1 protein-coding gene is annotated in these 17,832 nt (G+C 35.6%); it reads left to right on the plus strand.

The genetic code is table 11. From position 1 onward, the window contains the following. Positions 1-381: 381 nt before the first annotated feature. On the plus strand, positions 382-17,832 hold a 17,451-nt coding region (locus ACN0TY_RS13840; protein ID WP_417444964.1), incomplete at its 3' end, for a DUF4347 domain-containing protein.

The following is a 17,832-nucleotide window of genomic DNA, read 5'->3' on the forward strand; positions in this document are numbered from 1 at the left end:
ATTTTTTTCTAAAAAATACAATTCATTTCCTTTTTTTAGATTATTTTCGCGAAACTAAATGATGTAACTAATAACCGCTAATATTAAGATTTCTTATTTTGAAACTGTAATTTATTGATTAGAAGTAAATTTTATAAAAAAGTATCTTATCATCATATCTATGAAAACCTTTGTAGTACTCGTGTTGATGATTTTCACTATGTTTTTTGATGAAAATTCTTTATTTATTTGAGAATAAATACGTATATTTTAATAAATAATTAACTTATTAATTATTTATGAAGCTTAAGTTGGGTAGCTTTATATCGTTTATTTACTATTTTGTGGTTATGAAATATGCTTCAATAGAAGGGTATTTTATTTAAAATTAAAGGTAGTTGGATGGGGAAACTATTACTTAATGTTATTTTACTTTTTTTTATTAATTGTTTTTCTATTTCAGAAGGTAATACAATTAATAATTACAAAACTAAAATAGATAATACTTCTAATGTTTATATTGATAGCGCTGTAAAGAACATACAATCTTTAGAGCTGAATAGGTATGCTCAATTAAATTCTGTTTATCAACTGTTTTCCCACGGTAAGCCTGGTAAATTATATATTAATAATAAGTGGTTAGGTAAAGAAGGAATTGTTGGCTTTCTAAAAGAAAAATTCTCATTAAATTCAGACCGAATTTCACACCTTAATATATACGGATGTGAATTTGCCAAAGGAGCATTTGGAAAAGATGCTGTAGCTTATATAGAGAAAGAGCTTAATATTTCAGTTGCAGCTTCTACAGATATTACTGGAAAAGATGGTAATTGGAATTTAGAAGTAGGGAAATCTATAGCAGCGATCAACATACCTTCTTATATAGGTAATTTGCAATATTTGCCAGGGGATGATGCCGATGGAGATGGTATTTCTAATTTGGATGATTTAGATGATGATAACGATGGAGTGCCAGATACTACCGAGTGTACCGATTATGTATCAATCGATACTGCTTTATTAGGTTTAATAAATGATATTATTTTCACTAATGGGGTTGCGCAGACATATACTGATGTATCAGGAATTGTTGGTTTTGATGTTAGAGTCGAAGCCTCAGGGAATTTTTTTTCCGCACCAACATTTACAACAGATGGTCAGTTTTTAAATTTCATTCCAACTTTCAGCGGAGCGAGTAATTCATATAAAATTTCATTTATAGGTTCTGTTTTGCCTGGAAGTCTAGTTGTAAATTCAGAGAGTAATTTGTTTGCTAGAAATGTATCTGGTGGGAACTCCATAAACGAACAAGTTAATATAGAAGTTTTAAGCTCTGGAACAGTGTTTAGTGAAGGGGAGAGATTTAATAATGTTTGTGGAGTTTCAAACTTTCGACTACCAAACTTCACTAAAGTAAGTGAGAATAACCATAGTTATATAATGCCTAGGCCTGGTAATGGAGCTTTTAACTCTTGTGGGTTTAGGAGTGAGTTTGAAGCATCTGCAGGAATAACCAGTGTCCAAATAGATTATTCTTTACCTTTTGGTGCAGCTTCCGATCCATCTACCGTAAATCCATTTTATCTAGCTGTAAAAATGTGTTATAGCGATACCGATGGAGATGGTATTGAAAATAAATTTGATAACGATAGTGATAATGATGGTTGTAGTGATGCGCTAGAAGCTAAAGCGACTACAGTTACTGATGCAGATTATCAATTTCCTGATATTGATAGTAATAATGACGGTTTAGTAGATGCTGTAGATGTTAATGGCGATGGAAGAGTAGATTATGTTTCTAGTTATAATCAATATGCATTGGATAGTAATGCAGGGTTTTGTATAGACTCTGATAATGATGGAGTATTAGATAACGATGACATTGATGATGATAATGATGGTGTTTTAGATATCCAAGAGAGTTGTTCTGATGGTCTTTCCTCGGGAACTCCTTTTACAAGTATTTCTCAAGCTAGTAATATTACAGCTGCTGGAATTTATTTTTTTAATATTGGAGGTTATCCTTTTTCAACATATGTAAATAGTAATGGTTATGTTAAAGTTGCTATAGACTATGGTTTTGGAGTTGGAGATATGCCACAGGGTAATGTGATAAATAATTTAGAGCGTGGAATTTTATCTCCTGAAATTTTAGCTTCATTAACAGGTATTGAAGAAGTACGTATAAACGACAGCGATGGTTTTTTAGATGCCGTTACAACTGAGTCAGAAATAGCAGACCGCTTAGTTACAAACCAGACTTTACACATTGGGCAAGCTACAAATGCTATTAACAGCTCTTGGACAGGAACAAACGCTCAAGTGTTAACTGCAAATGCAAGTTGTAATACTAACACTAATCAAAGAGAATTACAACAAACGGTTATTCATACTTGTGGGAATACTAATGGAATGGTTTGGAAACCAGTTACCAATGACCAAAAAGTACAGAACTCTTCTCAAGAGATAAAATATTATAGTTATATAAGTTTATGGGTTAAAGGAGGGGCAGAAGCTTTTGTTGCAGGAAATGGATTGTGTGATATTGATAATGACGGTTTACCAAGTCACTTAGATCCAGATGCAGATGGTGATGGATGTAGTGATGCATTAGAAGCTGGTGCTACAACAAGTAATGCTCCAGAATATATTTTTACAAATATTACAGATGTTAACGGAAACGGTTTAGAAGATTCATTGGAAGATGGTGTTTCTGGAAACTTAAACTATCAAAGCACATTTTCTCAGTTTGGTTTAAATCCAAATCTTGGAGTTTGTTTGGATTCTGATGGAGACGGACTTACAGATTTTGTTGATATAGATGATGATAATGACGGAGTTCCAGATCGAGATGAAAACTGTTCGAATGGAATTACAAAAGACACTCCATTTACAAGTATAGCGCAAGCAAGAAATGTTAAGGGAGCAGGAATTTATTATTTTGAGTTACAAGGAGAAGCATTTTCTACTTATGTAGATGAAAATGGTTACGTAGAGGTAGCTATAGATTTTGGAAACGGAGAAGGAACATTACCAGCAAGTAGTAGCTTGGGGACAACTACAAGAGGAATTTTAAGTCCTACAACCTTAGCGGTAATAAATGGAATAGCAGAAGTTAGAATTTCTGATAATATGGGTGTTGTAGATGTAGTTTCTACAAATGAAGCTCATGCGAATAGAATTAATTCTAACTTTACATTAAACAGAGGGTCTGCAGATAATACGGTTAATAACTCTTGGACAGGAGTTGGTCAAGCTTCGTTTAATGCAAATGGTACGTGTAATGGAAATACAAATGTATTAAGTGAGCGTATTTACCATACATGTGGAAACGGAAATGGCTTTAATTGGCTTCCATCTACCTCACAACAGGGATATACTTTTAATTCTGGAGAGGTAGCCGCCAATGTTTCTTTTCATTTATGGGTTCGTGGAAATGAAATTCCAGAAGCCACAGATATATGTGATTATGATAATGATGGAATTGAAAATTTTTTAGATCTAGACAGTGATGGCGATGGTTGTAGCGATAGTTTTGAAGCAGGTGCAATTGCATCAGAAATTGTAAACAATCAATTTGTATTTACAGCTGGAGGTGCTCAAGACACGAATAATAATGGTCTAGCAGATATTGTTGAAGCTCTAGATGGCGTTGTTAATTATCAAAGTACTTATGACACATATGCTGCTAACGGAAGTAAGAGCTTATGTTTAGATTCTGATGGAGATGGTATTTTAGATTTAAATGACATAGATGATGATAATGATGGTATTTTAGATATTGATGAACAAGAAGATTGTATCGGGATATTTTCAAATATAATTAGTGGAGAAGCAAGCCCTGGAAATTATAATACAACAACTTCTGTTACAGGACAATTAGCGTTTAGTGGTATCGGTTATCAAGCTATTGAGAGTAGTAATAATATTCGTATTAGAAGTTTTACCTCGGATGGAAGTTCATGCTATTTTTCTGATGAGGATATTTATTATTATGCAAAAAATGCAACAGATGCATTTGAGTTAGAGGTTAGTAGTTCACCATCAGGAAGCATTATGACAATAAGTTTCGATGCAGTTGTTAGTGATATAGTGCTTAATATAAATAGTTTAGACAAAAGATATCTAGAAGTAAGTGGGGTAGGTTTGGCTGGAATTTCTTTACTAGAAGGAAATAATCAGATTCAAATAGTAGGAAATTTAATTTCTGATATAAACTCAGGTACAACACAGACTGTAGATTGTAATGATAATGATTTGAGTGCCTCTGGGTCGATACTACTTGAAGGCTCATACCAACAGATCTCTCTTAATTTTACAAATAATAATGATACCACAACAGATGGCCTAGCATTACATTTATCAGAGTTATGTGCAGCAGACCTTGATACTGATGGAGATGGAACACCTAATCGATTAGATCTCGATAGTGATGGAGATGGTTGTAGTGATAGTTTTGAGGGGGGAGCTATCGACTCAGAAGAAACAGATCATCAATTTACAGGGGCAGATACCAATGGGGATGGTTTAGTAGATGAGGTAGATATAGATGGTAATGGAGTCCCAGATTATGAAGGTAATTACTCTATTTATGCTTTAAATGATCAATTGGATTTATGTGTAGATACTGATGGCGACGGAATAAGTGACTCTCGTGATATTGATGATGATAATGATGGGGTGCCAGATGTTGATGAATCTTCAGGTTTTTGTCAATATTATTTTAATGAAGATTTATCTACTTATACCTTTACAGGAAGTGTTCAAATAAATACTACTACTACAGAAAATTCTATAACCTTTAATAGAAATGTTAATAACAATGTATGGCGATCTACATATAGTGATCAAAGTGTATCCTTACCAATGTATTTGGAATATAAGGTAGCAGCTCAGAATGTTACATCTATGTTAGGAGTTATTCCAGAGAATGGAGTAAAAGATGGAGCTGGCTTAGGTGGTGAGTCTTATAAGTTTTATTTTAGGTCAGGTACACAATTTGATATAAGAGCAAACGGTACCATATCCTCGGTATTCAACTATTCTAGTAATGACATTTTTGCTATTTCAATAGATGAAAGCGGTAACTTAAATATGTATCAGAATGGTGAACTTAGGTATTCACAAACAGTTCCCGTAGACGATTATCAATTAGCTTTAAGCACCAATGATCCTACTTCAAGAACATACACCGATGTGTTATTTGGGAATAGTAATGAAATAACACAGGTCTGTAATGATATAGATACAGATGGGGACGGAATTCCAAATCGTTTAGACTTAGATAGTGATGGTGATATGTGTAGCGATGCATATGAGAGTGGAGCTACAACAGATTTATCAGAAGATTTCCAGTTCCCTAATAATAATGTAGGAGTAAATGGTTTAGATGATAGTGTAGAGAGTAGTGCGGATTCAGGAGAAATAAACTATTCGTCTACATATAAGAACTTTGTACTGTATTCATCTATAGCTGCTTGTTTAGATACAGATAGTGATGGAATTACTGATGTAAATGACTTAGATGATGATAATGATGGAATTTTAGATGTAGATGAGTGTGAGCCAGTTACAATTTTAAAATCACAACAAGATGTAGTAGCTACAACATCTCCAAATGGATTTATTGTAAATGATTTTAGTGGATATGGTTTTGATATGGTTGTTACTTCATCAGGAACTGATAATATTCTTGGAGCTGACGATAATCAATTTTTGATAGGAAGTGGTATTGAAGGAAATAGTACAAGTGAAATATCTAGTTCCCTACCAAATTCGAACGAACGGACTATAATCACAGTTAATTTTTATGAAACAGGGACTACAATACCTTTTAATGTATCAAGTTATAGCTTTAATATTTATGATTTAGATGTTACAGAAAGAATTGGTGCATTCTCTACTCCACCTGCTGAAATTATCGAACCTCCTGTTGATAACAATTACACAATAGATTTTGATAATGAAAAGGGAATATACATTTATACAGGAAATGCAAATGATCAAGACTCTAACGGCCCAAACTCTTTTTCAAGATTTACTTTTCAGTTTTATAATATTACTTCGTTAGAATTTATTGCAGAAAAAGTAGATGCGAGTAATTTAGGCTTAGGAATGCAAGAAATTATTATTTTGTCTGATACATCTATGTGTGATACTGATGAAGATGGAATTTTTAATCAATTTGATTTAGATAGTGATGGTGATGGTTGTAGTGATGCTTTTGAAGGTGATGCTAGCTTTACGGCATCAGATTTAGTAGCATCAACAATGTCTGGAGGTAATACTAATGGAGAACCTACATTTAATGGTTATGGAGCTCCAAATGTTGATAATCTTGGTGTTGATGTAGATGCAGATCCTAATAGCGCATCATATGGAGTGCCTTTAATAGCAGGAACAGGACAAGGAGTAGGAGATAGTCAGACGCTAGATAGTGATGATGATAATGATGGTATAGGGAATTCTTGTGACTGTTATGATAATACATTATTAGATACTGATGGCGATGGTGTGCCAGATTATGCTGATGTTGATAGCGATAATGATGGAATCTATGATTCTGTTGAAGGAGATGGTACTGTAGATACTGATGGCGATGGTGTGCCTAATTATTTAGATTTAGATAGTGATAATGACGGAATTCCAGATGCAGTGGAAGCTTCGGGGAATATTTCTTTAAGTTCTAATCCTGATTTTGTTGATTGTAAATTCACTCCGGGTAATGTTCTAGACCCTAATGGGTGTAATACGGGAGAGTCTTCAGTAGGTTCTATTGTGCCAATCAATACAGATGCTTTGCACCCTGATAATCCAGACGCTATTCCAGATTATTTAGATTTAGATAGTGATGGAGATACATGTCCTGATGGGATTGAAGCAGGGTTTACTGATGATGAAATTAATACTTCAGATTATACAACTATTGATGCCACCGCAGTAGATACTAATGGCTTAGTAACAGCTGTAGGATGCTTTACTCCTAGTCTTGGAAATTGGTTAGATGACGCAATCAATGATGCTTGTTGCGAGATTGATGAAGCTACCTTAGTAGCAACAGCAGTTAGTCCTACTTCTTGTGATCCAGGAAATGATGGGATGATAACTATATCGGGAGGAGGTCTTTTAGCCTTAACAGATTATACCGTTTCTTATACTTATGAGGGGGTTGCTATTACTCCTTTTACAGCTACAACACAATCAAATGGAACAATTATTATTAGCGGTTTAGAAGTTGGAAGTTATACAGATATTACAATAACCTCTACAGCTTATCCTAGTATATGTGAGGGAGTAGTTCCAAATACTCCTATTATTATAACTCCTTTTGTTTCTGATTTAACAGTAGATGTTACTCAGATAACAAGTCCTAGTTGTGCAGGAGGTAATAATGGAGCTATAAATATTACAGTTTCTGGAGGAAGTCTTGATTATAGTTATGCGTGGAGTCCAACAGGAACTAATGGAGTAGTTGCAGATACACAAGACCAATCAGCTTTAGAGGCTGGGAGTTATGATGTAACAGTAACAGATAATATCACGATGTGTTTTATTACAATCACAGATATTATAGTAAACGATCCATCACCGCTTGTAATAAATACACCAACAGTAGTAGATGTTACTTGTTCTGGAGGAAGTAATGGAAGCATAACAGTTTCGGCTACTGGAGGGAGTGGGGTTTATCAATTTAGTATAGACGGTTTTACAACAACAGTTCCAAATGGCGTTTTCACAGGGTTATCAGCAGGAAATTATACCATTGAAGCTAGAGATGCTAACGATACAAGTTGTGAAGCAATAACTCCAGTAAACGTTGCAGTTTCTGAACCTTTGGCAATAAGTGGAACTACAGTGCAAACAGACGTATATTGTTTTGGGGAAGCTACGGGAGCAGTTGTTCTAACTCCAGCAGGAGGTACACCACCGTATTCATATTTATGGAGTACATCAGACGGAACAATTCCATCTGGAACAAATACTAATAAAGATTTAACAGGACTTACTGGAGGAACATATTCTGTAGTAATAACAGATGTTAATGGATGTACAATTCCATCTCCAAAGTTTATACTAATTGGAGAACCTACAGCAACATTATCAGGAACAGCTACACAAACAAATAATACATGTAATGGAGCAGCTTTAGGTGAAATAGATTTAACAACTGCTGGTGGAACACCTCCATACACTTACCAATGGACAGCAACAAATGGAGGTACAGTCCCTGTTGGATCAGAAACAAGTCAAGATTTAACAGGACTTACAGCAGGAACATATTCCGTAGTAATAGAAGATCTTAATGGATGCGAAACGTCTTCAATAAATGTAGTAATTACAGAGCCAACAGCAATTGTTATAGGAGCTACTCCAACGGTAGTAAATGTTACTTGTAACGGAGGTGATAACGGAAGGATTACGGCTACAGCCACTGGAGGTAGCGGAACCTACGAATATAGTATCGATGGCTTTACAACAACAGTAAGTAATGGTGTATTTACGGGCTTAACAGCTGGGAATTATACCATAGAAGTTAGAGATGCTAACTTTACCACTTGTGAGGCTCCATCATCAATAGTAGCCACAGTAAGTCAACCAGACGCACTTGTAATTGGAGCTACTCCTACAGTAGTTGATGTTACTTGTAATGGAGGTAGTAATGGAAGTATTACAGCTACAGCCACTGGAGGTAGTGGAACTTATGAGTATAGTATCGATGGCTTTACAACAACAGTGACAGATGGTAATTTTACTGGATTATCGGCAGGAAGCTATACAATAGAGGCAAGAGATGCAAACGATACGAGTTGTGAGGCAGCAACTCCAATAACGGTAACAGTAAACCAGCCAGATGTACTTGTAATAGGGGCAACTCCAACAATAGTTGATGTTAGTTGTAATGGAGGTGATGATGGAAGTGTTACAGCTACAGCTACTGGAGGTAGTGGAACTTATGAATATAGTATCGATGGCTTTACAACAACAGTAGCAAATGGTGTTTTTACTGGTTTATCAGCAGGAGATTATACTATTGAAGTAAGAGATGCGAACGATACAAGTTGTGAGGCAGAAACAACAGTAGATGTTACGGTTTCAGAGCCCTTGGTTGTTAGCGGAACTACAGTACAAACAGATGTGTCTTGTTTTGGAGACGCTACAGGAGCAATTGCACTTACTCCAGCAGGAGGTACACCACCGTATTCATATGTATGGAGTACCTCCGATGGAACAATTCCATCTGGAACAAATACGAACGAAGATTTAACAGGACTTACTGGAGGAACATATTCCGTAGTAATTACAGATAGTAATGGCTGTACAAATCCAGTAGCTATAAATGTTTTAATAGGAGAGCCTACAGCTGTTGTTTCAGGAACAGCTACACAAACAAATGTATCATGTAATGGTGGAAATACAGGCTCTATAGATTTAACACCTACTGGTGGAGTAACACCATATACATATGCATGGACAACTACGGATGGAACAATTCCTTCTTCATTAGAAACTGCACAAGATTTAACAAATTTACCAGCTGGAACATATTCTGTAGTGATCACAGATTTTAATGGATGTTCAACGGCTTCAATAGATGTTACAATTACAGAGCCAGCTGAGGTTGTTTCAGGAAGTATTACAAAAACTGATATTTTATGTAACGGAGATAATACAGGTTCTATAGATTTAACACCAACTGGCGGAACAGCACCTTATACATACGTTTGGTCTACAGTTGGCGGAGCAGTTCCTTCGGGGCAAGAGAATAACCAAGATTTAACAGACTTAGTAAACGGTATTTATAGAGTAATAATTACCGATGCTAATGGTTGTACTAACCCAACAGCTATTAATGTGCAAATTACAGAACCTGCAGAAGCACTAACTGTGAGTGTTACAAAAACAGATGTATTATGTACTAATGAGGCTACAGGAGGAATAGATATAACAGCTTCTGGTGGAACATCTTCTTATACTTATTTATGGACAGCGATTGATGGAGGGGTAATTCCAACAGGAACAAGTACTAATGAAGATATAAGCGGACTTGTTGCGGGGAGTTATAACTTAGTAGTTACTGATGCTAACGGTTGTACAAACGCAAGTCCAATAAATGTAGTAATAACAGAACCAGCAGCTATCGTTTCTGGAACTACAACTCAAACGAATATATTATGTACAGGTAATGACTCAGGAGCTATAGATTTAACAGCTACTGGCGGTACAGCACCATATACTTATTTATGGACAACAACAGATGGTTCCATACCAACAGGGGTGGAGGTTACTGAAGATCCAACAAATCTTACAGCAGGAACCTATTCTGTAGTAATTACCGATGCCAATGGTTGTACCAATGCAAATACTATAGAAGTTACAATTACAGAACCTGCTGCAGCAGTTTCAGGAACGACTACAGCTGTAAATATCCTTTGTAATGGAGATGCTACAGGAACTATAAACTTAACCGTTTCTGGCGGAACACCGTCATATACTTATTTATGGACCGCTACTAATGGCGGAATCATTCCAACAGGACAAGAGAATAACGAAGATTTAAGTGGACTTACAGCAGGAACCTATTCTGTAGTAATTACTGATACTAATGGTTGTACAAATGAAAATCCAATAACTGTTACTTTAACTGAAACAGCTGTTGTGAGTATTTCAGAGAAAATTTCAGATCATCAAAATGTTACTTGTGTTAGTCCATCAATTGGGGCATTTACAGTGGTAGCTCAAGGAGGATCGAATAGTGGCTTCATTTACACTATTGCTGAAACTAGCGAGACCAATACAACAGGAGAATTTACAGGACTTGCAGCAGGAAATTATACAGTTACAGTTGAAGATGATCAAGGATGTGAACTTCCAACACCATTATCAATTACAATTGTAAATTATTGTATAGAGGCAACAAAAACACAGGCTGTTGCGGATACAAATGGCGATGGATCTACAAATGCTGGAGATGTAGTTACTTATACAATAGCAGTTACTAATAATGGTCAAGAAACACTAACAAATGTGAGTGTTTCGGATATTTTTGAAGATGCCTTAGGAGCTACTTTAACTTTAACTAGTGGGCCTACTTATGTTTCAGGGAGTGCTAGCTTAGGAAGTACAGAAGGAACTTTATTAGTGGGAGAATCTGCTACGTACACTGCAATTTATACCTTAAAGCAGAGTGATGTGGATGCTGGTGGACTTGTAAATAGTGCAATAGCTGTGGGTACAGGAGTAGATGTACCTCAATTACAAGATGTTTCTGATGATGGAGATGATACTGATGGAAACAATGTTGATGATTCTACAGATTTATTGATTATTGAAAATCCAATTATTGAGCTTATAAAAACAGCTTCTGTTAGTGATGTAGATAATAGCAATACAAATAATGCAGGAGATATTATCATGTATACTTTCACTATAGAAAATATAGGAAATGTTACAGTTAGTAGTTTAACGATTACAGATAATTTAACAGATGCTGAAGGAGGAGTATTAACATTAACTTCTCCAATTAGTTTTGTAAGTGCTACTGGGAATGGAACAGCTACAAGTTTAGCTCCTGGAGAAAGAGCTACTTATACTGCTACATATAATATTACACAAGCAGATGTAGATGCTGGTGGTGTGAGTAACACCGCTACAGCAGATGGAGTTACAAAACAAGGAACGGATGTTTCAGATATTTCTGATGATGGTGTTACAGGTAATGGAGATGATAATCCTACAGAGACTTTAATAACTAAAGACCCTGTGTTGGCTTTAATAAAAACGGCAAGTACTGTTGTAGACGTAGATGGTAGTGGAGATGATAATGCTGGGGATAGAATAAGATATACTTTCAGAATTGAAAATAATGGGAATGTAACTATAGATAATTTAATCCTTACGGATAATTATTTACCAGCTTCTACAGACCTTACATTAACAGATACTTCTATTGCTCCAGGAGAAGTTATTAATTTTACTGCTGATTATTTTATAGTTCAAAATCCAGATGTTAATACTGGGGAGGTTATAAACTCAGCAACAATTACTGGAGATGATCCAGATGGAGATTCAGTAACAGATGTTTCAGATAATGGAGATGCTAATGTTGATGATGATGACGATGGCGATTTTGAAAATGATTCAACAGTTGTAGATCTTACAACTCTAGCAGAATTAGACCTTCAGAAATTAGGAGTTTTAAATGATGAAAATGGAGATGGGATTACGCAAGCTGGAGAAACAATTACGTATAGTTTTACTGTTACCAATACTGGGAATATCAGTATTGAAAATATTGTAATAGATGATCCTATTCTAAGCTTTACAGGAACGACTCTTAATCCGGCAACTCTTGCGATAGGCCAATCAGGGGTTATTAACGATGTTTCTTATACAATTCTACAACAAGATATAGACAATGGGTCTTTTAGCAATACCTCAACAGCTACAGGACAACGGTCTGATGATAATAATGATGTTTCTGATGTTTCAGATGATGGGAATCCAACAAATGGAGGAAATAACAATACAGTTACCAATTTTACGCAAGTTCCAGAAATAAGCTTACTAAAAGAAGGTGTATATGTCGATGATAATGGAGATTCTGTTGTTAATGTTGGAGATATTATTACGTATACTTTTACTGTTGAAAACACAGGAAATGTAACGGTAAGTGCTACTACGATAGAAGATAGTAGAATTGGAGCTTCTGCAGAAAACATCTATACAGATATAACTGAAGCAACAGCAATAACAGATTTATCACCTGGCGAGCTAGGGTATTCTGTGGTAACTTATTCGATTACCCAATCAGATATAGATGCAGGAAATGTAACGAATACTGCCATAGCAACAGGAGCGGATCCAGAAGGAGATCCTGTAACTGCAACTTCAGATAATGGAGCTGGTACAGGAGCAACAATTACAGATTTACCAAAAGACGCATCATTAGAATTAATAAAAGAAGCAGTTATTGCAGATACTAATGGAAATGGAAATAACGATGCTGGAGATATTATTACCTATACATTTACTGTCACTAATACAGGGAATGTAACAGTTACAGGTTTAATAATTTCTGATCCAAGATTACCAGTATCCAACCTAGGTGTAGTTCCATCAACGTTAGCGCCAAATGCTATCGGTGCTATTACAAGTAATTATACTATTACGCAGGCTGATGTAAATGCAGGAAGTATTACAAATACAGCTACCGTTACAGGGAAGGATCCAGATGATATGGATGTTACTGATGTTTCCGATAGTGGGAATGGAACAGGAGATGATCCTACAGTAACACCAATAACAGGGGAGCCAAGTATACAGGTAACAAAAACACAGGTTGTTGCAGATACTAATAGCGATGGACTCACTGGCGGAATTAATGATCTTGTTACTTATACGATTACAGTAACAAATACTGGGAACGTTTCTTTAGAAAATGTGAGTATTACAGATACGTTTACAGATGTAGCAGGAAATTCTCTAAACTTAGATAGCGGACCTACTTTTGTAGCTTCCTCTTCAGATAATAATGAAGGTGTTTTGGAGCCAGCAGAAGTTGCAACATACACTGCAACATATACCATCAAGCAAAAAGCTGTAAATGGAGGAGGTTTAAATAATGAAGTTTTAGCATCTGGAGATGATCCAAATGGTACAGAAGTTACAGATCAATTAGATGCTCCTACAATTCTTAATATCACCGAAGATCCATCAATAGAGGTTATAAAAGGAGCTACAATTGATGATGCTGATAATGATAATATGGTAAGTGCTGGAGATGTTATAATTTATACTATTTCAGTAGAAAACACAGGGAATGTTACCGTAAATTCAATAACCCTTACCGATACTCTTACAGATAATAATGGAGATGCATTATCATTAAATAGCGGACCAACTTTTATTGGAGCAGATTCAGGAAGTGCTCAAGGAACTTTACTTCCTTCAGAAATAGCAACCTATACTGCAAATTATATTTTAACACAAAGTGATATTAATGCTGAAGGAGTTACAAATTCCGTTCTTGCAGAAGGAACAACTTCAGTAGGAACAAGTGTAGATGATATTTCAGATGATGGAAATACTGGAGATGGAGACACAGGAGATGATCCAACTGTTACAGACATTCCTAAAGATGCAGCGTTAACACTTATTAAAAAAGTAACAGATATTACCGATGTAGACAGTAGTGGAGATAATAATGTTGGAGATATTATTCTTTATAGCTTTACTATTGAGAATACGGGGAATGTAACGATTGATAATATCGTACTAACAGATGATTTTTTACCTGCTTCTACAGACCTAACAGTTTCTCCAACTACGCTACAGCCTGGAGGAGTTGCTATAGTGAATGCTTCATATACATTAACACAAAGTGATATAGATGCTGGGGAAGTAATAAATTCTGCTACAACTAGCGGAACAGATCCAGATGTAGCATCGGTAACAGATGTTTCTGATGATGGGAATCCTGCAGATTCAGATTTAGATCCCGATACAGACGGTGATAATGATCCAACATATGTGAGCTTAATGACAGAAGCTTCCTTGGAACTTATAAAATCGGCGGTATTTAATGATGAAAATGGAAATAATCTAGCAGATGTAAACGAAACGATTACTTATAGTTTTGATGTAAAAAATACTGGGAATATCACTATAGAAACAATTACTATTGATGATGCTCCACTAGGATTGACAGATATGGTTGTTACGCCATCTACTTTAGGACCTAATCAATCTGGAACTGCTGCAAATGTTGAATATACAATTACTCAAGATGATATAAATTCAGGTTCTGTTAGCAATACCGCAATAGTTACTGGAAATAGAGTTGATGATGCTTCTGAGGTTACAGATATTTCAGGAGACAATAAGCCTACTTCTGGTCCAGACGAGCCAACAGTAACAACGTTCGATCAGAACGGAGAAATCACATTGTTAAAAGAGGCAACCTATGAAGATACTAATGGTGACGGTATTGAAAATGCTGGAGATAGAATTGTTTATGATTTAACCGTTACGAATATAGGTAATGTAACTATTACTGGTATTAATCTTGTAGATGCAAGAATCGGAATCGGAACGACTGGAGTGAGTTTATTACCAAGCACACTAAATCCAGGAGCTGTGGGAAGTAGAACAGTTTCTTATACCATAACACAAGCGGATGTAGATGCAGGTAGAATAACGAATACGGCTACAGCTACAGGACAAGATCCTAATGGAGATGATGTTACAGCTGTTTCTAATAATAGTAACGGAACAGGTCCTACGGTAGTAGAAATTACTAAAGATGCAGAAATACAACTTATAAAAACTTCTGTTGTAGTAGATAAAAATGGTAGTGGTGTTGATGATGTTGGCGATGTAATTGAATATACTTTTACAGTGACCAATGTTGGAAATGTAACAATAACAATTATTAGTATTTCTGATGCAACTCTTGGAATAACTAACTTAGGATTGTCACCATCAACTTTGGCACCAGGAGAAATTGGTGTTGCTACAGCGGAATATACTATCAAACAAAGTGATATAGATGCCGGGCAAGTTGTAAATACAGCAACAGCAACAGGAGAAGATCCTGATGGAGGTGATGTAAACGATGATTCTGATGATGATCCAGACGATCCAGGAGAGAAACCAACGGTAACAACCTTAGCTCCAGCACCAGACATTCTAGTAATAAAGATTCAAAATGTAGTAGATACTAATAGCGATGGGGTTATTGGTGGTGTAGATGATGTAATAACATATTCTATAAGAGTAATAAATACAGGGAATGTAAGCCTTACAGGTCTTAATTTAGTAGATACTTTAACGGATATAAACGGAGGTGCTTTAAGTTTAGATAGCGGACCAACATTTGTGAGTAGCACATTAAATAGTACACTAGGGAATTTAAAACCTAATGAACAGGCTAATTATACAGCTACTTATACCATAACCCAATCTAATGTAGATGAAGGGGGAGTGAGTAATAGCGTATCAGCTACAGCTACATCACCAATAGGAGTAGATGTTTCTGATGTTTCTGATGATGGAATTAATATTAATGGAGATGATAATCCTACGGTATGGATTATAGATGAAAATGAAAGTATTGAGGTTATAAAAACTGCCGATTTAGTAGATACAGATAATAGTAATACGGATAATGCTGGAGATACAGTAAATTATGAAATTACAGTTACAAATACAGGGAATGTTACCGTTAGTGGTCTTTCTATTACGGACACTTTAACTGATGCTGATGGAAATTCTTTAACATTAACTACAACTCCAACTTTTGATGATGCTACTTTAGGTAGTGATGAAGGAACTTTACTTCCTAATGAAACAGCTACGTATACAGCCTCTTATATATTAACTCAAAGTGATGTTAATGCTGGAGGTGTAATTAATAGTGCTGATGCAAATGGAACAACTGCACAAGGAACAGCAGTATCCGATACTTCAGATGATGATAATCCTGTTAACGGAACTAATAATCCAACAACAACAAATATTACTAAGAGTGCAGCACTTACTTTAGTGAAAACAGCAGATCCTAATGAGGTTATTGGACTTCCTGCTGATGGATCTTACCAAGCTGGTGATAATATAAATTATACTTTTAGTATTAGAAATACAGGTAACGTAACCATAAACGGACTTACTTTAGTAGATAATGGTTTAGGAACAAATGTGGGAGATTTAGTAGTTACTCCAACTACTTTGGCTCCAAATGAAGTTGCAAATGTTACCTATACGTATGTGCTTGTTCAAGATGATATTAATTTAGGGGAAGTAGAAAATACAGCTACAGTTACTGGAAATGATCCTGATGGAACTCAAGTTTCTGATATTTCTGATAATGGTGATGCTAATACAGATTCCAATTTTGATGGAGATCCAGGAAATGACCCTACAATAACTCTAATTCCATCTGAAGCAGAATTAGAATTGATTAAAACTGCAACTATTAATGATGGAGGAGATAGTAGAGTGGATGCTGGAGATACAATTACTTATACGTTTAGCTTGACAAATACTGGATTCGTAACCGTTGATGTTCTTCAAATAAGCGATCCTGATATAGGAATTGTCGATTTTGATGTGACGCCTACAAGTTTAGACCCAGGTGAAAATATAACTTTTACTGATGCGTCTTTTGTTTATACAATTACACAGGCAGATATAGATAGTGGTTCATTTATAAATCAAGCAACTGTTACAGGAGAAGATCCAGCAGGAGACCCTGTTACTGATCGTTCTGATGATGGGGATTCATTAGATGGTACGGATAACCCAACGGAAACAACACTTACAAAAGAAGCAGAATTAACATTTTTAAAAACGGCAAGTGCTATAGTAGATGTAGATAGCAGTGGAGATGATAGTGCTGGGGATACTATAGAATACATCTTTACAGTTACAAATACAGGAAATGTTACCATAGACAATATTGTGTTAACAGACGATTTCTTACCTAGTTCAACAGATCTTACTTTATCTGCAACAGAATTAGCTCCTGGAGCTATAGCAACAGTTAGTGCTACTTATGTATTTACACAAGCAGATATTAATGCTGGAAGCGTTATTAATGAAGCTGAGGTAGCTGGTACAGATCCACAGAATGCTTCTGTTGGAGCAACTAGTGAAGTTACTACTCCATTATTAAAAGCTCCGTCATTAGAATTAATAAAAACATCGGCTGCTATTACAGATGTTAATGGAAATGGATTGGATGATGCTGGAGATACAATAGCGTATACATTTACAGTAACTAATACAGGAAATGTTACAGTTAGAAGTTTAACTATTACTGACACAAAATTACAAGAGAGTAATTTAGGATTAACA

The organism is Joostella sp., assembly GCF_048266025.1.
Lineage (GTDB): Bacteria > Bacteroidota > Bacteroidia > Flavobacteriales > Flavobacteriaceae > Galbibacter > Galbibacter atrarenae.